Source organism: Phyllobacterium ifriqiyense, from assembly GCF_030817885.1.
Classification (GTDB): Bacteria; Pseudomonadota; Alphaproteobacteria; order Rhizobiales; family Rhizobiaceae; genus Phyllobacterium; species Phyllobacterium ifriqiyense.
On the sequence record NZ_JAUSZT010000003.1, the window covers coordinates 1,561,769 to 1,581,938 of the forward strand.

Here is a 20,170-nt window from a genome sequence, read left to right on the forward strand (position 1 = left end):
TGCAACCAAAAAGTTGCGGTTCTGGTTTGAATAGGCAGATGGGAATTTTCCTGATTAATATGTCTTTAGAGATCGACAGGAAGAACTATGACGAAATTCTATAATGGCAACACGGTTGAATGGAATTGGGGCAATGGTACCGGCAGCGGTAAAATTGTTCATACGTTCACGAGCAAGGTGACGCGGAAAATAAAAGGCGCGGAGGTAACACGCAAAGCTTCCAAGGAAGATCCTGCCTATCTGATCGAACAGGAAAATGGCGACAAGGTTCTCAAAAGCGGGTCGGAACTGAAGCCTGCTGAGTAATAGACAAGGCTCTAAATTGATATGGCAAGGCAACAAACCGAAAATTGGTTTCAAGCTGAACCAAATGACCCTTAGCGCGTTGCCCTTTCACGATAAAAGGGAGAAAACCATGAGCAAGAACATTTCCTATCTGGCAGAGAAGATGCGTGACATCGATATTTGCATGCTGATGACCCATGCCAAAAACGGGGCAATTGCAGGACGCCCCATGAGCAATAATCGTGATGTCGAATATGATGGGGATTCCTACTTTTTCACTTGGGATGACTCTCACATGGTTTCAGATATCCAGGGAAATCCCAAGGTGGCTCTGACTTTTCAAGGTGAAAAGGCATTTTCCATTTCTCTCGAAGGGAAAGCCGAGATCATCAAAGACAAGAAGAAATTTGAGGAACATTGGACACCGGATCTCGATGATTGGTTCAAGGACGGTGTCGATACAAAAGGAATGGCGATGATAAGGGTTAGCGCTGAGCGCGCTCATTATTGGGATGGCATGGAAGAGGGCGAAATAAAAATCTGATGCTTCCAACAAAAGGCGCTGCCGTAAGCAGCGCCTTTTGTTATGCCATTATCGATCAATCAAGGCGGTGTCACGATCATCCAGGTGAAGACATAGGCCTGTAGCATGACGAGGATGCCAACGAGACAGGCCAGTACAATCGAGTGCTTGAAGACGAAGCGCAGGATTGTTCCTTCATGCCCGTACCAATTGGTCGCCGTGGAGGCGACAACAATGGATTGAGCGTCGATCATCTTGCCCATGACGCCGCCGGATGAATTGGCTGCACCCATGAGGATTGGTGATAGGCCAAGTTGCTCGGAAGTAATTTTCTGCAGATTGCCGAACAGCACATTGGATGCGGTATCGGAGCCTGTGAGCGCCACCCCGAGCCAACCAAGCAACGTGCCGAAGAACGGGTAGAGAACGCCGGTTGTCGCAAAAGCCAGCCCGAGGGTAGCATCTATGCCGGACAGCCGTGTGAGCGTGCCGATTGCCAGCATGGCGGAAATGGTAATGAGTGAATAGGAGCAGAGCTTGAGTGTGCGTCCATAGCTGCGGACAAGCTCGCCCGGCGTATAGCCCATGAGAAAGCCGGAAATGATCGCCGCAATCAACATGCCCGAACCCGTATAAGAGAGCCATGTGAAGGCGAATACGGCTTTTTCCGGTGTCGGCGTTGCGGCAATTGGCGCGACCTTCATGATCTGCTCATTAAGACCGGGTACGGGATAGCTCCAGGTGGCCCACGGGTTGACCATGCCTTTGAACCAGTCAGTGCCCCACACCAAAAGCACGGCGCAGACAATGATCCATGGTGTCAAGGAAGCCCAGACTTCCGCTCTCGTCGGCTCTTTCTTTGTCTGTTTGACCGGCGGTACCTGGCTGGCGGAATCATCGCGGATACGCAAGGCTGTCGATGTCCAGATGACCTTTGGCTGCCAGATGCGCAGGAAGCCAATTAGACAGGCCATCGAAATCAACGAAGCGCCAATATCAACGATCCATGGATTAACATAGTTGGAAATCAGGAATTGCGGGATGGCGAAGGACAGGCCGGTGACTAGAATGGCGGGCCAAACTTCCTTCATACCCTTGTAGCCCGCAAAGGCCCACACCACCCAGAATGGAATAATCACCGAAAAGAATGGCAATTGCCGCCCGACCATCGCGCCGAGCAAAAATGGATCGATCCCCGTCACGCTCGAAAGACCGGCTATCGGGGTACCAAGAGCGCCATAGGCAACAGGAGCGGTATTGGCGATCAACGATAGACCGGATGCCGCGAGCGGCGAGAAACCGAGGCCGATGAGAATGGCCGCCGTGACAGCGACCGGCGTGCCGAAGCCGGATGCGCCTTCAAAAAAGGCCCCGAACGAAAAGGCGATAAGCAGGATTTGCAGGCGCCTGTCGCGCGTCACGCCGCCAATCGTGTTCTGCAAGGTCTCGAAGACACCTTTCTCAACCGTTAGCCGGTAGAGAAAAATGACATTGAGAACGATCCAGCCGATCGGGAAAAAGCCGGTGATGACCCCCAAAAGCGAAGCGCGCAGGGACAGATCAGCAGGCATGGTGAAAATATAGATCGCAACCAGATTGGCAGCGATAAGCGCAATAATCGCCGCCAGATGCACTTTGACCTTGTTTGACGCTATCAGCGCAAGCAGAATGACGACAGGTACAGCTGCGGCAAGCGTCGACAGAACAGCATTGTTGAAGGGATTGTAAACCTGATTCCACATAATGAATGCTCTCCCATCATTAATATATGTGTCAGATTCGCTTAGTAGTTACGTGATCAGGAGATATTGCAAGCGCAACTTGTAAGTCATGGGATGTAGAGGGCATTAATCCACTTGATATTGCACCATGGGCTGCAAATGATGTGGTGTAGCGCTATTTAGACGCCAGTTACCTCGCCATGCGACACATCGAAAAACTGCGCACGTCCTTCAAGGCTTTTAAACAGTGCCTGGTCCGTGCCAGTCATGAAAGCCTGACCTCCCAGCTCTTCGATAATGTCAAAGAGCGCCGCCCGGCGCCCTTCGTCCAGATGGGCCGCAATTTCATCAAGCAGCAGGATCGGAGCCATCCCTGCAAGTTCGCCAGTGAGGCGAGCATGGGAAAGGATCAATCCTATCAGCAGTGCTTTTTGTTCACCGGTAGAGCAAAGTTCCGCAGGCATGGATTTGGGCCGATGGCGCACGAGCAGGTCGGACCGATGCGGTCCGTCAAGCGTGCGCCCCGCTGCCCGGTCACGCGAGCGGCCATCATGCAGCGCGCGGCGGAATGTTTCTTCCACATCCGTCGCGGACTCTATGCCAATGCGCTGTTCCAGCTCGCCCTCAAGCAGGCAGTCAGCCTTGGGGAAGGGGGTGTCGTCAGGCATTCGCTCTATCATGCCATTGATGAGGCGCATCAATTCCGCACGCGCCGCAGCAATAGCGATGCCAAGTTCCGCCATGGGCGTCTCGATCGCATCAAGCCATGAAGCGTTGGCACGCTCCTCTGTAAGCAGGCGGTTACGGCTTCGCATCGACTTTTCATAGTCTAGAACACGCTTGCCGTGGGCCGGATCGATGGCAAGGACCATGCGATCCAGAAAACGCCGCCTGTCACCGGCAGGGCCGGTAAACAACCCATCCATGGCGGGGACGAGCCAGAGAATGCGTGAATAGTCGAGAAGATCGTCTGCGCTGGTGGCCGTTACGCCATTAACGCGGACGCGGCGGGCCGTATCGCCTGGTGCATTTCCGGCCAAGCCTGTTCCAACATCGACCGTACCTTCGGTTGTGTCGATAGACGCATGAATGGCAAAGCCATCAATTGCATTGTTGCGGGTGACATCGGTATAGGTCGCGCGGCGCAGACCCCGACCTGGAGACAGAAACGAAACGGCTTCAAGCAAATTGGTCTTGCCTGCACCATTTTCGCCCGTCAACACCACATGCGAAGGCGCCAGCCGTAAGGACAGGCTTTCATAATTGCGGAAATTTCTGAGCTTCAGCCTGCTGATCGAAACGCGGGCTGGCTTGCCCGCGTCCATAGGGGGATCATCGGCCATGAGACTGCAAGGTGCAGCTAGACCCGCATCGGCATGAGCACATAAAGCGCATTCTCATCGCCCGTATCACGCACCAATGTTGGTGAGCCAGCATCGGCGAGCATGAAGATCGCTTCGGATCCCGTCAGCTGGGCCGTGATATCGAGGAGATATTTGGCATTAAAACCAATCTCGATAGCATCTGAATCATAGTCTGCCGCCAGCTCGTCAGTGGCACTGCCAGAGTCCGGATTATTAACCGTAAGCGTAACCTGACCTTCGGCGATCGTCAGTTTGACGGCGCGACCGCGTTCGCTCGAAATTGTCGAAACGCGGTCAACGGCGGCGGCGAAGCTCTGCCTGTCAATTGTGAGCTTCTTGTCGTTGCCTGATGGAATAACGCGCTGATAATCCGGGAATGTGCCATCGATCAGCTTGGATGTAAGAACAACGGAGCCAATCGTGAAGCGAATTTTGGTTTCCGATAATTCAACCGTCACCACAACATCGGGATCGTCGACGAGTTTTTGCAATTCAGCCACGGTCTTGCGCGGAATGATGATGCCAGGCATGCCCTCACTACCGGCGGGAGCCTCAAGCTCGGCCCGGGCAAGACGGTGCCCGTCCGTTGCAACAGCGCGGAGCTTCAGTGTGCCGTCGCTTTCAATGGTATGGAAATAGATGCCATTGAGATAATAGCGGGTTTCTTCGGTGGATATTGCAAACTGCGTACGGTCGATCAAGCCTTTGATGGCGCTCGACGGCAGCCGGAATGTATGGGTGAAGGTACCGGCTGTAAGCTCAGGGAAATCCGATTGCGGTAGGCACTGGAGACGAAAGCTTGAGCGACCGGACGTCACGGCCATGGAATTGCCATCCGCATTGGTTGCGAGCATGACTTCCGCACCATCGGGCAATTTGCGGACAATATCGTAAAGCAGATGCGCCGGAACGGTGGTGGCGCCCGCCTGCTCGATCTGTGCCGCAGTCGCTTCGGTCACTTCAAGGTCAAGATCAGTTGCTTTCAGAGCCAGGCTGGCCCCGTCGGCATGGAGAAGAACGTTCGACAGGATCGGAATAGTGTTGCGCCGTTCGACCACGCGGTGGACATGGTTGAGCGACTTCAAAAGGTTGGAACGTTCAAGAGTTACACGCATGATAAACCGGTCTCACTGACTTTTGCCAAACAAGTGTCTGGTGGTGGGGAGGCATTCCCCTTAGGTCAAGCAAATTGGCAGAAAACAGACGTAAAAAGCAAGCCTGCGGGGAGCAACACACGTTCTCGCCGCAGGCTTTCTGTTGATAAGCTGTTGAATGGCGCTGCTTATTGCGCCTGATCGTTGATGAGGCGCTTGAGTAGTTCAAGTTCCTGCGACAGTTTTTGATCCTTGCCGACAATATCCTCGATCTTGCGCACGGCATGGAGCACAGTTGTGTGATCCCGTCCGCCGAAACGGCGACCGATCTCGGGAAGCGAGCGTGGTGTGAGCATCTTTGCCAGATACATGGCAATCTGGCGTGGCTTGACGATGGTCCGCGTGCGTCGGTTCGACAGAAGATCCTGCTTGGAAACATTATAGTGACGCGAAACGATGCGCTGAATTTCTTCGATGCGAATACGCTTGGCTTCACCGCCACGCATTAGGTGGCTCAAAAGCTCGTCAACGCGATCAACCGAAAGATTGGGCTCGAAAGTCTGGCGGAACAGAAGCTGATTGAACGCACCCTCAAGCTCACGGCCACTACCGGTAACGGAACGTGCGACGTGATCAAGAATTTCCGGCGTGATATCCAGCGACTTGTCCTCCGCCTGCGCCGCCACAAGCCGGCGCTGGAGAATTTCAAGGCGCATTGCATAGTCTGGCGAGATCATTTCGAGCGCGACGCCGCCCTGAAGACGCGAACGAACGCGTGGATCAAGCGATTCCAGCTCTGATGGGGGACGGTCAGCCGCAACAACGACCTGCTTGGCGCTGTCGAGCAGCGTATTGATAAGATGGCAGAACTCATGCTGGATCGACTTACCCTGCAGGAACTGCATGTCATCAATGATGAGAAGGTCGATATCGCGCAACTGCTCCTTGAAAGACAGCGCGTTATTGTCGCGAATAGCGGTTGCAAAGCGCCACATGAAATATTCAGCGGTAAGGTAGACAACGCGGGCGCGTTCTGGCCGCTTCAAGGCTTCGGCTGCAATGGCTTGCAGGAGATGGGTCTTGCCGAGGCCAACCGAGGCGTGAATGAACAGCGGATTGAAGCGGACAGCACTGGCGCCGGCATCCGCTATGGTGCGGGCAGCAGCCAAAGCGACACGGTTTGGTGTGCCGTCGACAAAGGTGTCGAATGTATAGCGGGGATCAAGCGGCGAGCCGAAAACAGCATTTTGCGCACGGTCGGTGAAGTGGGCAGGCGTTTTCTTGTCGGAAGCAAGGTTGCCCACCGGGAATACCGGCTTTTCGCGGGCGAAGCTGGACTTGTCAGATCCGGCGCGATCAGCTCCAGAGGCTTCGCTGCGCAATGCACTTTCATCGCAGGATGGGCGGATAGCGGCCCGGCTTGCGCTACGGAAAACGATCTCGACCTTGAGAACCTGTTCGTCTTCTTCGCGCCATAGCGCTGCAATCATGTCCGCGTAGTGATTGTTGATCCACGACCGGAGAAACGCTGTGGGGACAGACAGGCGAACGATGCTCTTTGATGTTTCATCCAGCTTCAGGCGGCCAAACCAGCTCGAATAAACTTCGCTTCCCAGTTTTGCTTTCAGTTTGAGTTTTACACGCTCAAAGATCGCTTCGCCCGGACTGGTGGCTATCTCCATAGCTTTCCCCTCACCCATATGGAGCGGGACTATGGCTGCTTTTGCGCCGTTTTCCATTATTCCGCTGTTCATTGTCATTCGCCTCATCCTGAAAGATATGTATCGGGTCTTTTTGTTTTGCCCGTGGTTTTTGCGTGCCGGCTTTCACCGCACAGTAAATCCGGACGTTCAGCTTTGCGAACGGTCCGTTCATTTTAAGCTAGTTGTTGAAGTTTGAAACGCTGACACGCATTTGGAATGAAGACCCGTATTGCGAATTTTCGATCAATGTCACCGTTCTATCCTTCTCAAGTTTTGAGCGCGACAAGACTCACGCCCGGCTCTCGCCAGCGCCGTCAACGCCCTCGTTTAATGAAATGACTCCAAGTCCGTTGGACCTGAGCACTGACAAAAACTACCCGTTACGCAAACTAGAAATCTGCGTTCACAACCAAAATTTTATAAGCCTGTTAATTGGGTTTTTCCCACCCCGTCGATGTCTGGACCTTACAAAAACCTTTGCGGTGAGGGCAAGTGCGAGTCGCGGGATTTTTAATGAAGCAAGGGTTAACGGAATTGCATTTTTTTTAACTGTTGTCGGGGCAAGCGGGAAAAAGTGTTCGGATTCAACGCCTTTTTTAGAGCTCACATTTTGTTGCAGTGCGGAGTCCGACGACCAAAAAAAAATAATAAATATTCGCTTGACAGTAGCTCCAGCCGGAGAATCCGAACCCTCCATTTGATCTATGGAGGCTACCTTCGCTAACTTATTGAAAATAAACGATAAAGAGTGGCTGTCGCTTTCTGTCTCACATTGCTTGTGACAAGCATATGACATTGCATGGGCAAGCCGTATTGTTTTCCTCGGGAAACGAATTTATTCCCAAAAAAACGCCAATAAAAAAACCCGGCTAAGGAATAGCCGGGTTTTCATATGTAAATTTAGAATGGTTTTAAGCAGTCATGCCCTTCAGGCGCGATGACAAGCGCGATACCTTGCGCGAAGCGGTGTTCTTGTGGAAGACACCCTTCGATGCAGCGCGCATTACTTCTGGTTCCACTGCCTTGAAGGCAAGGGCAGCAGCTGCCTGATCGCCACTTGCTACCGCATCTTCGAACTTGCGAAGGAAGGTACGCACGCGCGAACGGCGGGACTTGTTTACTTCGGTGCGGGCTTCGATCTTACGCGCCGCTTTCTTGGCCGAAGGAGTGTTGGCCATGATGCCTCTCTTTTCTGTCAGCTAATCGACAGCTTCAGGCTGTCGTCACAAAATAATAGGGCGGCCAAGGGCCACCGAACGTTGACGGGCTTATAGATGAGGTTTGCTTATGCGTCAACTTGGAATCTGTGGAGAGTTCCCGCAAATTCGCAAGGTCGGCATCGACAGGCTGATCGGAGGGCAAAAAGGGCACTGGATCCGCCTGTCGAGAAACGGTTTTTACCTGTCCTTGAAGTTGGCGGCGCGTTTTTCGGCAAAAGCGGCCATGCCTTCTTTCTGGTCTTCCAGCGCAAACATGGAATGGAACACGCGCCGCTCAAAACGCAGACCTTCAGTCAGCGTCGTCTCATAAGCCCGGTTTCACCGTCTCCTTTGTCATCATGACGACAGGCAGGGAGAAGGACGCGATCTTTTGGGCGGCCTTCAGCGCTTCCTCAACAAGTTCATTTGCTGGAACCACGCGGGAAACCAGCCCGCTGCGTTCTGCTTCATTCGCATCCATCATTCGGCCTGTCAGGCACATGTCCATGGCTTTGGATTTGCCAACAAAGCGAGTGAGCCGCTGTGAGCCGCCCATGCCGGGCATCACGCCAAGAGTAATCTCCGGCTGGCCGAATTTGGCCGTATCGGCAGCAATGATGAAATCGCACATCATGGCGAGTTCACAGCCACCGCCCAGCGCATATCCGGCCACAGCTGCAATCATGGGTTTGCGGATAGCGGTAACGCGCTCCCAGCCGCTGAAATAGTCACCCGTATAGGCATCGGCAAACTGCAACGTTTGCATTTCCTTGATATCGGCGCCAGCAGCAAAGGCTTTTTCAGAGCCCGTAATCACGATTGCGCCTATTCGGGCGTTGGACTCAAAGAGCTCGAGCGCCGTTGTCAATTCGGTCAGCAAAGCGGAGTTCAACGCATTGAGGGCTTTGGGCCGGTTGAGCTGAATAAAACCAACCTTCTCCCGCGTCTCGACGATGATGTTCTCATAGGCCATGAATAAATCTCCTAATGCTGGCAGACAGGACAATAAAATGTTGAACGGCCGCTTTGGACAATGCGCGATATCGTGCCACCGCATCCATTGCGGGGGCAAGGGGAACCTTCGCGATCATAGACAGAAAACGAGTGCTGGAAATATCCCAGCTCGCCATTGGTCTGTGCATAGTCTTTAAGACTGGAACCGCCTGCCTTGATTGCATCGGCGATAACAGCCCGGACCGATGTCGCGAGCCGATCGGACATGGGCGTCGCTTCGCCGTCCTTGCCCGCAATACTGCCAGCCATGCGCACCGGAGAAAGCTCTGCACGCCACAATGCTTCACAGACATATATGTTGCCAAGTCCGGCAATGAGCTTCTGGTCTAGCAATGCTGCTTTCAGGGGCGCAGACTTGCCTGCAAAAAGCCTGGCGATGAGGGAACCATCAAGGCGGTTGCCTGTCGGCTCCGTGCCAAGACCTTTGATAAGAGGATGGGCATTGAGTTGGTCCGGCTCGGCAAAAAGCATGAATCCGAACCGTCTCGGATCATTATAGACGACACGGCGGTTAATACCGTCGCCTCCTGCCAAATGCAGCACCACATGATCATGGGCTGAAAGCTTCGAGCGTTCATGATGGAAAGTGCCGGGAATATTGCTGCCATCCTCCTGCTCAATGCGGTAGGAGCCAGACATTCCAAGATGACTGATAAGGCCAAGGCCATTATCAAGGTGGAATATGAGATATTTTGCCCGCCGCTCCAGCGATGAGATGCGCTGTCCGATCAAACGCCCGGCAAAGTTTTCGGGAAAGGGAAAGCGCAGATCAGGACGCCGCTGCTCCACCTGGCGAATGGTTGCGCCCTCCATTGAGGGTTGCAAGCCGCGCTTTACAGTTTCTACTTCGGGTAATTCAGGCATCGGTGCCCTTCAAAAAGCTTTTACCATGCTTGCCAGCGGCAATATTCAGATGGGCGGCAATCGTCTCGCCAATATCTGCGAAGCTGAGGCGAAGCCCCAATGAGGCATGGGGCAGGCCAGTCCCTGCGCACAGAACCGGAACCCGCTCACGCGTATGATCGGTTCCCTTATAGGTTGGATCACAGCCATGATCAGCCGTCAGGATCATGAGGTCGCCGGGTTTCAGCTTGGCAAGGGCTTCAGGAAGACGACGATCAAACGCCTCAAGCGCGGCCGCATAGCCCGCTACATCACGGCGATGGCCATACAGCATGTCGAAATCGACAAAATTGGTGAAAACCAAGTCGCCATCCTTTGCCTCATCCATTGCTTTCAACGTCTCGTCGAACAGCGCCATATTGCCATTCGCCTTGCGCACATGGCTTACCCCGCGATGGGCATAGATGTCGCCAATCTTGCCGATTGCAAAGACAGTGCGCCCAGCCTCGGTGAGCCTGTCCAAAAGCGTCGGTTCCGGCGGTGGAACGGAGTAGTCACGGCGATTGCCAGTCCGCTCAAATGTGCTTTTGCTTTCTCCCAGAAAGGGCCGCGCTATCACGCGCCCTATATTGAGTGGATCGACCAGCTCGCGCACGATCTGGCAAAGGTCATAAAGCCGTTGTAGCCCGAAATGCGTTTCGTGGGCGGCGATCTGGATCACGCTATCGGTGGATGTATAGAAGATGGGCTTGCCGGTCCGAATGTGTTCCTCGCCGAACTCATCTATAATATCTGTGCCGGATGCATGTTTGTCTCCAAGAATTCCGGGCAGGCTGGCACGCTGTACAGCCGCGCTGACAAGGCTTGCCGGAAAGGCGGGTATCGTTTGCGGAAAATAACCCCAGTTGAAAGTCACCGGCACACCAGCAATTTCCCAATGGCCGGACGGCGTGTCCTTGCCGTTGGAGACTTCCTGCGCTGCACCCCATAGGCCGGTAAGTTCTAGAGGCTGGGGTGGTAATTGAAAGCCGGAAGCCAGGTGGGCGGCGTGGGCCAGCCCGAGCGCACTGAGGTTAGGCAATGAAAGCGGGCCCGAGCGAAGTCCGGCTTTGTCACCTCGTCCCGCCTCGCAAGCTTCAGCAATATGGCCATAGGTATTGGAACCCTCGTCGCCAAAGGCTGCGGCATCCGGCGCGCCACCAATGCCAAAACTATCCAGTACAAAAAGAAAAGCGCGAGACATGGCCCACTCCACGAAAGTTTGAGCAGATCTTGTTTTGCTCCAAAAACCACAGATAGGTGAAACGGCGCCCAAAGACAAATTGTGGATACATCATGCCTTTGAGTATGGATTTTTCAGGGTCCGGGCAGACGTGCCAAGGCTCCTCGGCGTCGATAATTTTCTCGGATCAGCGATGTGCGGGGGTTCTGGATAAAATTACTAATTGCGCCCTGAGGTACGGTCGACAATCATGCAAGTGGAATGCAACCCTAACGCTATTTCACCCTTGAAACACTGTTTACAGACTATCTCAGGTTGATCTGATCAAGCGAGATCGGACGAATGGGTTCAAGGGGCAATCTTTAGAAGTTTCAGTTTGAATTAGTATGCTTGCGCATTTACTGAAACTTGGTGGCGCTAAATACCGGTAAAACTACCGAGCATTCTGAGGAATAGCGGTTGCCGTTGTCAGGAAAAAATGGATTTGCGGAAGTAAATTTCCATTTTGGCATAGGATAGGTTCTCGAAAGTTTATTTCTAATGTATACTTAAAACGGTTCAAATTATTAAGTATTAAAAGTGCAATAATAAGTTGGAAATGATAAAAATTTAACAATTTGTCACAAATATGGTAAGAATTTGTCACGAAGTCCCAGATTAAATTCTATTAAAACTTGATGATTTTCATAAAATAGGTATCCGTACGGATAGAGTTGATGGTGAGTGCGGTATATATTTGTGGAGTATGTCAATATACAGACGTTGATTTACTCAGTGCTCACGCTTCAGACAATTCATTCGCCTAATGCAGATCAAAATAGAATCCTGATTTTCGCAAATCCGATGCCAAGTAAAAGATAGGTTGCGTTTTCTGCCCGGAAGGGTCTTGGCCAAGCTGAAGCATCGCTTGAAAAGTGGAATTCCGGTTTTCGGATGATCTGATGCTAAGACAAGAGGAAAGATTGCCATCTTGCGTCCGTGAGGAGGCCCGGCGATCTAGAGTTTTTGACAGGAGATAAGTGCAGTTCCAACAAACGTGTAGTGTTAGTTGGAATTTGCAAAAGCAAAGAATTGGAGCATTTGCTTGGCTCCATCTTCGCTGGAAACACTTGCAGATAGCCGTTGCTATGGTGCGAGGCGGAATGGAATGGGTGAAGGCGATGCGGACTGTCCCCTTTGAAAGAAGGTGCCATGTTAGTTTACTCTTAAGCGAGAAGACCACGCTGACCGCTCACGGCATGGTCGGATGGAATCATGCAATGGGAGACGTGACAGTGACGGGGCAGCATGCCTTTGCAGGCGGCGGAAATTTCGCCATCCAGGGCTTGCCGATTGCAAAGGACGCGCTCAATGTTGAAGCTGGAATTGATATCGACATTGGTAAAAGTACCCGTCTTGGCATCAAATATACCGGGCAATTTTCGCAACAAAGCCGCGATAATGCGGTCAAGGCAAATTTGTCGCTCAGGTTTTGAGTAGTCTATACAGTCCGAACCCGCCAGGTGGTGAGTTTGGACTGCACTTCGCATCTCGGCCGCCAGCCGGGTGATCGGCAAAACTTGCGCTAGGACTGCCTATCGGCTGTCATGATGATTTGAGCAAATTCGGCGGGAGATCTGGTCCCCAGTTTCTCACAAATATGGACGCGATGCGCATCCACAGTTCGCAGGGCAATGTCCAGTGCTACGGAGATTTCCCGCGATCCCCACCCACGGCAAATGAGCCTGACAATCTCATCTTCGCGCGGTGTCAATGTTGCAAGAATTGCGCGTGCTTTTTCCACCTCAACCAGCGCTTCAAGCACTTGATCGGCTTTTTGGAGCGCTTCAAAAAGCAGACCAGAATCGATGGGTTTCGAGAGAAAGTCAATCACGCCGGATTTAAACGCAACCCGACAATGATGCACATCTCCGTGCCCGGTAATCATGATAATGGGCCATCGAAATCCACGCTGCAGGAGTTCGGCTTGCAGCTCCAATCCGGTCAGATGAGGCATCTGCAAATCAAGAATTAAACAGCCGGGTTTTGCACTGGGAATAGAGCGAAGAAAACCAACAGGGTCTTCATATGCCAGGGCTTTTCTGTCATGGGCCTCAAAGAGAATGCACAGCCCATTGCGAACGGCTGCATCATCATCGACCAAATAAACAGGATAATGCTTCGTGATGCGGCAGCCGGATCAGCACCAGCATCGGTCAAGCCGACCAGCTTCGGCAGAGCTATTGTAAAAACCGCGCCATCTGCACTTGCTGCGTGAAGGGTGCCTCCCACCCGCTCGAGCAATTTCGAGCAAAGGGACAAACCAAGGCCCGTGCCATTTGTCTTCGTGGTGAAGAAAGGCTCGAATATTTTTGAAAGGACATGCTCCTTTATTCCGGGTCCATTGTCAGAGATACGGATGATATTCATCGGACCCACCATGTCTGTTTTTATTATGATTTTTTTCGCGAGCTGAGTTGTGGTTCCCAATGCATCCGTCGCGTTACGAATGAGGTTATGAATCACCTGCTCAAGCTCTATGGCACTGAAATTCGACCGGGGGGACGGTTGCAACAGCTGCAATTCAAGTACCACGTTCTGTTTATCCAGTTCACCCTGCAAGAGGTTGACGGTGTTGCTGACGACAATATTGAGGTCTAGCTCTTCATAAATAACGGGCTTTTTTACAATGTAATCTCTGATGCGATCCATGATCTCACCGGCTCGCTTGGCTTCAATAATATTGGCGCTCAAAGCCCGATTTAATAAATCATCGGTGATCTGAAGCTTTTCCATAATCATGATGCCGGCCTGGCTTTGGCTTAGGAGCGCCGAAAGTGGTTGTGTCAGCTCATGGATTATGCCGGACGCCAATTCGCCCACCTGATTGACTCGTGCGGCGTGACTGAGACGATTTTCGTGTTCGAGCATTGCCGAGCGTTTGATTGCTTTTTCCTCAGCTTGTTTTGATTGCCGGGAAACCAAGGTCTGATACCGCCCATAAGAGACGCCCAAAATGGCGGCCAGCGACAATAAGGCGAAGCGTATCACTTCAGGCAAAGTGACCAATTCACCAAACTCAATGGGGCGATGTGCATGGATCTTGAAACGATAGCCGGACCGATCCCAATCAAGATCCGCATATAGAGCATTCTTGAGAATGGATGAAATATCCTTCTCATGATCGTGGCGTCCATTGTCATGGTCTGTACTGCCAAAAACAAGCACGTCATTCAGGGTGAGATTAATTTCCGGAGGATATGATGCCGGGGGCAAATCGAAAAGTTTTGTTGAGTCGATTAGCAAAACCACTGCGATGAGACCTTGCCGGTTATTCGAAACCATCGTCGAAAGATAATGATTGGGGATTGCCGGCGCATCATAGACGCGCACTGTGTTTGTCTCTTGTCTGGGCAAGGCATTCAAAACCGATATCGGAAATGCCGGGCTTTTGCTGGGAGCCTCATAGAGCAATTCAGGCTTTGCACTATAGGAACGGGAATCGAACCGGTAGATTTTGACGCTTTGAATTCTTGGGTAATTTTTGAAGACGTTTGACGTGAGCCGTTGGAAAATCTTGTCGGATGTGCCTCTCGTCAAAGCTTTGAGCGATCCCATGATCGCTTCATGATGGGCTAATCGATTGGAAACCAATTCCGCGATCTTTTGGTTTTGCTCAAGGAACTCGTCCGATATGGAGCTCCAGGCAATAAATCCCGATATAAGAATGTTGCCGATTTGAGCAGCAAGCCACACCGTTACTACAAGAATTAGAAAACGTCTGGGGTTCATGAAATCTCATAAAGCAAAATCAAAACGTCATTAAAAAAATCTACAATAACAAGTCTCGCGCCAGATAACAGCGCCAAGCGGTTGAAATGCTGGTGCCGCACCGCTGAATTTCTGAGCTTCGACTGATCGCGAATAAAATGAGGGTTTCCCGCAAGCTGGATAAGATCAGCAATCCGAGCATGTGGTTGACGATTGACCGATTCTGACGCGTCCAAACGATTGGTCGGAAAGCCCAATACCGACAGCGGCACTGCCATCTGCCTTTTCGACCGCACCAGTTATGGTCCATGCGATCATGGGGACATAGGCGATGCTCATATCCACCCGTATCACGGATGTTTTCTTGATAAGCAGATTGGAATCGAGCGTAACCACTGTTCCCTTGGTAAAGGGCCGCGTCTCAATTCCGTTTACTTTTCGACGCGACCACTCGACGGTGGCTACACCTGTGTCAGAAACATTGATGGAGGTAACGGTTATCTTTGGCGTATCGCGTGTATAGGGTAGCAGCGTGGTTGTCCCGATATTCATGATATCGCTAATTTTCGCCTTGGTGATCGTGCCTTTTTCCTGAGTAAGCAAAGCAGACATCATCGTTGCTGCACGATTTAATTTGCGGTCGACATCCACGCCTGTGATTGTCTCCACGCTGCCCATGTACATCAGGATTAGTACGGGGGCGATGAGCGCAAATTCCATCGCCGCAACACCGCGCTGGTCAATACAAAACCGCTTGCCGGAGCGAAAGAGGCGTCCCATGGCCGAACTCATTTTATAAATAGGATTCATTTCGCCACGTCGCACTTGAGAAAAGGAGAATACGTGTTGTTCCAGTGATCCGCCGTGTCAGGAAATCCGTCACGACGGGATAACGGTAAAACACCCGCAAATGATTGATCGTACCGGCCCCGCCCGGCGTGCTGACAAACCCCGTACTGTTCACGTCACCAGTTGATGTTATGGGCAAGGTTTTGGGTATGGCTGCAAAGTTTGCATAGGACCGAAGATCAACCACCAGATTTGGGCAATCTTTTTCGGGCATGAGCAGTCCAGCGCAAATCTTCGCCTTGAGGGAAGTCATCGTCAGGTCGGCGGGACGCAATTGCCCGGTGAGAACTTGGCGAGCCACAATATCGGTAGAATTGGCCATGGCCTGTTGCGCGGTAAAGCCGACGCCCACTTCCATAATCGAAAAGATCATGAAGAAGAACGGCAACGCGATCATTCCAAATTCAATTGCAACGGTGCCGCGCCGGTTGCCCCAAAACCGCGTCAGTAAACCCTGCCTATGGGGTGTTTTTCTTTTTATGGGCGACATGCATTTCCCCGCACTTTATTTCGGGGGAGAATTAACATGCCAATCGTTAGAAACCGGTTCCGGGAACCCCGTAAATTGCAAGCGGAGGATTCACTATTTCTCAACCTTGAAGTGTAGAGGGTTTGAGGGTGTTTCCGATTAAACCAGGTCTCGCGAATGCTTTACTCGCTCGTGCCGATTGTGCGGTCAGACTCTTTTTCAGCGTCGGTCTTTTGCGCTGTTTCGCAATAGGGGGTGCAGGAAAGAGTTTGTACATTGGCGCGGCGATATACGCGCGTCGTATTGACGACGCTACGGCTGACCATGATCTCGTCGTCGACGATGGCCCCGCCCTCGGCGTCAAGAATAACAATATTGGTGATTCCGAAGCCTTTGCCCGTAAGGACGACAGTGCGGGCATCCTTCACAACAGCATCTGCAATCGCGGGGTCGCCGACCACAACCGTGTCAGCCGGGCGAGCAAGCTTGAGGATACGCGCTTGATTCATAACGACGTGAATACCGGTATCGGCCTGTGCGACAGGCAGTGGACCGAGCAAGGCTGCGAGCAATGCCATTCCATATATTTGTATTGGCTGGAATTTAGTATAAAACATGGGAAGCCCTTCACCCGAAACTGTCGGCTATAGAATGGATAGTATTCATGAAGGAAGATTTAAATCTGCAATGAAATATTAAGCATAATATCGCGGGTATCAGCGCAGCAATAAACGTTGTTGAGCGGAATTTACTATTTCCTAAGTCTGTTTCTTAAACTGATTGCAATGCCGAAACGATATTTTTGGACCAGACAATATCCAAGAAGATGTGAGGCTGAAGATGAAGCGCGGCGTTAATCGCTTTCCTGCCATACTGGCCAAGCTTTTCAAGGAAGATTCAGGCACAACGGTCATTGAGTATACGCTCATCGCCTCCATCGTCAGCATAGGTATTCTAGCTGGTGCGAATTCCATGGGCAGGGCCGTAAACACGCTTTTCACCGATGTTGCGACGGAAGTCACCGCCTCTACGGGGAAATGAAAGATGATTGAAGCTGCAATCCTTATCATTTTCCCCTTTGCCATGGTTTTTGCTGCCATCTCCGACTTGCTCTCCATGACAATTCAGAATCGCGTGTCAATTATACTGCTTGTATCGTTCGTTATCCTTGCGCCTTTAACGGGCATGGGTTGGGATGCCTATGCCATGCATTTCGTTGCCGGAGCCGCGGTGCTGGCGGCAACCTTCGGGCTCTTCGCGACCGGCACCATGGGCGGTGGTGACGCAAAGCTCATGTCCGCAACTGCGATATGGCTCGGATGGAATCTTGAACTCGTCAGCTATCTGCTGACGCTTTCGCTATTGGGCGGGGTTCTTACACTCGCAATCCTGAGCTATCGCAACTCACAGACCATTATTGTATTCGCCGCACGCTTTGCTTTTATGCGACGCCTTGCCCAGAAAGAAGAAGGCGTTCCATACGGTGTTGCATTGGGTCTCGCTGGACTGCTGAGTTTTCCCGCATCGCCGCTTGGCTCCTGGGTCGTGCAGCAACTAGCGCACTCCTGACCCAGAGCAGGTTTTCTCTATCGGCCTTCAAGACTTATGCTTTGATCTTCTTGGCGTAAAAGTAATACCCGCATAATCGCGCGAAAAATTAAGACGTTAAGCGACATTAATCATACTTATAAGCGTTTTATTAACCATAAATACACGAATGGCAGGCATTCTGCGACCTTAGTATCAAGACAAAAGTCTAACGGGGCGCATACATGCAAAAAGCACGACTGGTCATCCTGATCGTGGCAGTGGCTGCTGCGGGTGCGGCCGGATATTTGGCCATGAACATGAAGCCGCAAGCGACCGTCGTTCAGCCCGCAGAGAAGCCACAGCTGGAACTTCAGGATATCTTGGTCGCCACGGAAAGTCTCGGTGTCGGAGCTGAAATGCAGGACCAGATGCGGTGGCAGGCCTGGCCTGTTTCAGCTCTTGCGGAAGGGTACATCACCCGCTCGGAACGCCCTAGCGCCGAAGAGGAGCTGAAAGGTTCCACCGTTCGTCTTCAGATATTTCCAGGAGAACCAATTCGCGAAGCCAAACTGATCGGTAAAGGTCAAAGCTTCATGTCAGCCCAGCTTCCAGCTGGCATGCGCGCAGTAGCGACGCAAATTGCGGCAGATACTTCGGCAGGCGGGTTCATTCTCCCCAATGATTATGTCGATGTCATCATGATCCGCCAGATGGAAGGCGAGCAGAAGCAATATGTTACGGAAACAATTCTAAGCAACATCCGCGTGCTGGCGATCGACCAGACCATTCAGGAAGATGAATCGGGTGAAAAAACAAAAGTCGGCTCAACGGCGACGCTTGAATTGACGCCGGAGCAGGCGGAAATCCTGACTGTCTCGCAACAGATGGCAACGCGCCTCGCGCTGGTGCTGCGTTCTATTCAGGATGCGCAGGAAGCAACCGGTCCTGGAGCTGGATATCTTGTCAATTCTCCCGGCCGTGCCGGCAATGTCAAACTCATCAAGTCCGGTACAGTCACCGAAATTCTGGGGCGCAAATAACATGGCAAACAAGCCAGGCAAGGTTTTCTCACGCGAGTATACGAATTCGATAGCAGCAAAATTTGCAGCAGCGGCCATGGGCTGTTTGCTCGCGTCAATAGCTGTGCATAGCCCAGCAACAGCACAGAGTAATGTCGTTCGACTCAATCAGGGGCATGGCGAGGCCAAACGCATCAATCTTGGCCTCAACAAGTCGCTGGTTGTCGATCTTCCAGCCGATGCCTATGACATTCTGGTTGCCAATCCGGGTGTTGCAGATGCGGTTACCCGCACAGCAAGGCGGATCTATCTGTTTGGCAAACAGGTCGGCCAAACGAATGTTTTCGTCTTTGGCCCCAATGGCGAGCAGCTCGCCAGCTTCGATCTGGTGATTGAACGCGACGTGGCCGGTCTGGAAGGCAGTCTGAAAAAGTACATTCCGGATTCCGATATCAAGGTCGAGTTGATGAATGACAATGTCATTCTTACGGGAACGGTGCAGACCCCGCTGGATGCCAAACGCGCTTCAGAACTTGCCAATCTTTTGGTTTCAGGTGGTGAAGCCACGACGGGCCAATATGCCCAAACCTCGGTTAGTGCGGGCAATGGCGGTACGAGTGTCGTTGTCGGTGACCAGGACGAAGAGCGCCGGACGAGCAAGATCATCAATCTCATTCAAATTGCCGGTGAAGATCAGGTGACGCTTAAAGTTACCGTGGCTGAAGTCAGTCGCACCGTCATGAAACAGCTTGGTGTCAATCTGGTTGCCTCGGGCTCAAGCAACGGCATCGAGTATGGCGCCATATCGCAAAACGCCACGGGACTGGGGCAGACCTTGAGCGGCTCAGGTCTGGGTCTATCCGGCTCCATCGGGAACACGTCCATCGGTGCCTACATGAATGCCATGGAACTGGCAGGCGTCATGAAGACGCTGGCCGAGCCTACATTGACGGCCATCTCCGGAGAGAAGGCCACGTTCAAAGTAGGCGGCGAGTACAATGTTCTGTCGGGGCAGGAAGTCGACGATAAGGGACAGATCACCCGCGAGCATGAAAAAATTGAATATGGCATCGCTCTCGAGTTTTTGCCCGTCGTGCTTTCACCTGGGCGTATCAGTCTGAGAGTGCGGACATCCGTTTCAGAACCTACGGTTGAAGGATCGCTCACCGTTGGAACTTCTGTCCGGGAGCCTAACGCCAACCTTATCTCAATCCGCAAGCGGCTTGCCGATACGGCGGTTGAACTTCCCTCTGGCGGTTCCATGATGATCGCCGGATTGATGCGGGATGAGTCACGACAGGCAATCTCCGGCTTTCCCGGATTGGCAAAGGTTCCAATCCTCGGAACTCTTTTTCGCAGCCGTGATTTTGTAAGAAACGAAACCGAACTGGTCGTCATCATCACGCCTTATCTGGTTCGCCCGGTGGCGCGTACTGCGCTGGCGAGACCGGATGACAATCTTAATCTGGCCAGCGATGCGGCCGGGATATTCCTCGGCCAGGTTAACCGCGTCTACGGGTCCAGAGAGGCAAAACTGCCTGATGCCCGTTACGAGGGCAATGTCGGATATATCTACAAATGAACA

The 20,170-nt window shown here is 52.2% G+C and carries 19 protein-coding genes and 1 pseudogene; 7 read left to right on the forward strand and 13 right to left on the reverse strand.

Translation table 11 applies throughout. The annotated features are described in order from the left end of the window. Positions 1–87: 87 nt before the first annotated feature. Positions 88–306, forward strand: a complete 219-nt coding sequence (locus tag QFZ34_RS15145) for a hypervirulence associated TUDOR domain-containing protein (protein WP_307282415.1) — start codon at positions 88–90, stop codon at positions 304–306. A gap of 109 nt (positions 307–415) precedes the next feature. Continuing rightward, on the forward strand, positions 416–829 hold the full coding sequence (locus QFZ34_RS15150; protein ID WP_307282417.1) for a pyridoxamine 5'-phosphate oxidase family protein: 414 nt from the start codon (positions 416–418) through the stop codon (positions 827–829). A gap of 59 nt (positions 830–888) precedes the next feature. On the opposite strand, the gene QFZ34_RS15155 is transcribed toward QFZ34_RS15150, so the two are convergent. From QFZ34_RS15155 to QFZ34_RS15190, 8 genes and pseudogenes are all read right to left on the reverse strand, one after another. Beyond that, a complete protein-coding gene (locus QFZ34_RS15155) occupies positions 889–2,550 on the reverse strand; it encodes an L-lactate permease (protein WP_307282418.1) in 1,662 nt (553 codons plus the stop codon). Positions 2,551–2,708: 158 nt separating this feature from the next. Next, positions 2,709–3,872, reverse strand: a complete 1,164-nt coding sequence (gene recF / locus QFZ34_RS15160; protein WP_307282420.1) for a DNA replication/repair protein RecF — start codon at positions 3,870–3,872, stop codon at positions 2,709–2,711. Between the two features lie 17 nt (positions 3,873–3,889). After that, positions 3,890–5,008 (reverse strand): DNA polymerase III subunit beta, encoded by a 1,119-nt coding sequence (gene dnaN, locus QFZ34_RS15165; RefSeq protein WP_115051396.1) that lies wholly within the window; start codon positions 5,006–5,008, stop codon positions 3,890–3,892. Positions 5,009–5,175: 167 nt separating this feature from the next. Then, positions 5,176–6,756, reverse strand: a complete 1,581-nt coding sequence (gene dnaA, locus QFZ34_RS15170) for a chromosomal replication initiator protein DnaA (RefSeq protein WP_115051395.1) — start codon at positions 6,754–6,756, stop codon at positions 5,176–5,178. Between the two features lie 845 nt (positions 6,757–7,601). Beyond that, positions 7,602–7,868, reverse strand: a complete 267-nt coding sequence (gene rpsT / locus QFZ34_RS15175; protein ID WP_008122492.1) for a 30S ribosomal protein S20 — start codon at positions 7,866–7,868, stop codon at positions 7,602–7,604. Positions 7,869–8,087: 219 nt separating this feature from the next. Continuing rightward, positions 8,088–8,862, reverse strand: a pseudogene (locus QFZ34_RS15180) (enoyl-CoA hydratase). Positions 8,863–8,873: 11 nt separating this feature from the next. After that, positions 8,874–9,767, reverse strand: a complete 894-nt coding sequence (mutM, locus tag QFZ34_RS15185) for a bifunctional DNA-formamidopyrimidine glycosylase/DNA-(apurinic or apyrimidinic site) lyase (protein WP_307282424.1) — start codon at positions 9,765–9,767, stop codon at positions 8,874–8,876. Then, positions 9,760–10,989, reverse strand: coding sequence for a phosphopentomutase (locus QFZ34_RS15190; protein WP_307282425.1), 1,230 nt, complete (start codon positions 10,987–10,989; stop codon positions 9,760–9,762). The genes mutM and QFZ34_RS15190 overlap by 8 nt, the downstream gene beginning before the upstream one ends. Before the next feature lie 1,121 nt (positions 10,990–12,110). Here QFZ34_RS15190 and QFZ34_RS15195 point away from each other — a divergent pair. After that, positions 12,111–12,443 (forward strand): autotransporter outer membrane beta-barrel domain-containing protein, encoded by a 333-nt coding sequence (locus QFZ34_RS15195; RefSeq protein ID WP_307282427.1) that lies wholly within the window; start codon positions 12,111–12,113, stop codon positions 12,441–12,443. An 89-nt stretch (positions 12,444–12,532) separates the two neighbouring features. Here QFZ34_RS15195 and QFZ34_RS15200 read toward each other — a convergent pair whose 3' ends face one another. The 5 genes from QFZ34_RS15200 to QFZ34_RS15220 all read right to left on the reverse strand — a co-directional run bounded on the left by QFZ34_RS15200 (position 12,533) and on the right by QFZ34_RS15220 (position 16,653). Next, positions 12,533–13,078: a response regulator transcription factor gene (locus QFZ34_RS15200; RefSeq protein WP_307286353.1), complete on the reverse strand. Its 546-nt coding sequence runs from the start codon at positions 13,076–13,078 to the stop codon at positions 12,533–12,535. Next, positions 12,979–14,259 carry a sensor histidine kinase gene (locus QFZ34_RS15205; protein WP_307282429.1) on the reverse strand — a complete coding sequence of 427 codons (1,281 nt, stop codon included), beginning with the start codon at positions 14,257–14,259 and terminating at the stop codon, positions 12,979–12,981. Before QFZ34_RS15205 ends, QFZ34_RS15200 begins: the two co-directional genes overlap by 100 nt. Positions 14,260–14,904: 645 nt before the next feature. Then, entirely contained in the window at positions 14,905–15,498 is a 594-nt protein-coding gene (locus tag QFZ34_RS15210) for a TadE/TadG family type IV pilus assembly protein (protein WP_307282432.1), read from the reverse strand. Positions 15,499–15,511: 13 nt separating this feature from the next. Continuing rightward, on the reverse strand, positions 15,512–16,057 hold the full coding sequence (locus tag QFZ34_RS15215) for a TadE/TadG family type IV pilus assembly protein (protein WP_307282434.1): 546 nt from the start codon (positions 16,055–16,057) through the stop codon (positions 15,512–15,514). Between the two features lie 161 nt (positions 16,058–16,218). Next, the gene (locus tag QFZ34_RS15220; RefSeq protein ID WP_115051384.1) at positions 16,219–16,653 is read right to left on the reverse strand and encodes a pilus assembly protein N-terminal domain-containing protein; all 435 of its coding nucleotides are present in this window, start codon (positions 16,651–16,653) and stop codon (positions 16,219–16,221) included. A 223-nt stretch (positions 16,654–16,876) separates the two neighbouring features. On the opposite strand from QFZ34_RS15220, the gene QFZ34_RS15225 reads away from it, so the two are divergent. The 4 genes from QFZ34_RS15225 to QFZ34_RS15240 all read left to right on the forward strand — a co-directional run bounded on the left by QFZ34_RS15225 (position 16,877) and on the right by QFZ34_RS15240 (position 20,167). Beyond that, positions 16,877–17,077, forward strand: coding sequence for a Flp family type IVb pilin (locus QFZ34_RS15225; RefSeq protein ID WP_115051383.1), 201 nt, complete (start codon positions 16,877–16,879; stop codon positions 17,075–17,077). A gap of 3 nt (positions 17,078–17,080) precedes the next feature. Further along, positions 17,081–17,605: an A24 family peptidase gene (locus QFZ34_RS15230; RefSeq protein ID WP_307282438.1), complete on the forward strand. Its 525-nt coding sequence runs from the start codon at positions 17,081–17,083 to the stop codon at positions 17,603–17,605. 203 nt (positions 17,606–17,808) lie between these two features. Continuing rightward, positions 17,809–18,606 (forward strand): Flp pilus assembly protein CpaB, encoded by a 798-nt coding sequence (cpaB, locus tag QFZ34_RS15235; protein WP_115051381.1) that lies wholly within the window; start codon positions 17,809–17,811, stop codon positions 18,604–18,606. Between the two features lies 1 nt (position 18,607). Next, positions 18,608–20,167, forward strand: a complete 1,560-nt coding sequence (locus QFZ34_RS15240) for a type II and III secretion system protein family protein (protein ID WP_307282440.1) — start codon at positions 18,608–18,610, stop codon at positions 20,165–20,167. The last annotated feature ends 3 nt before the right edge of the window (positions 20,168–20,170 follow it).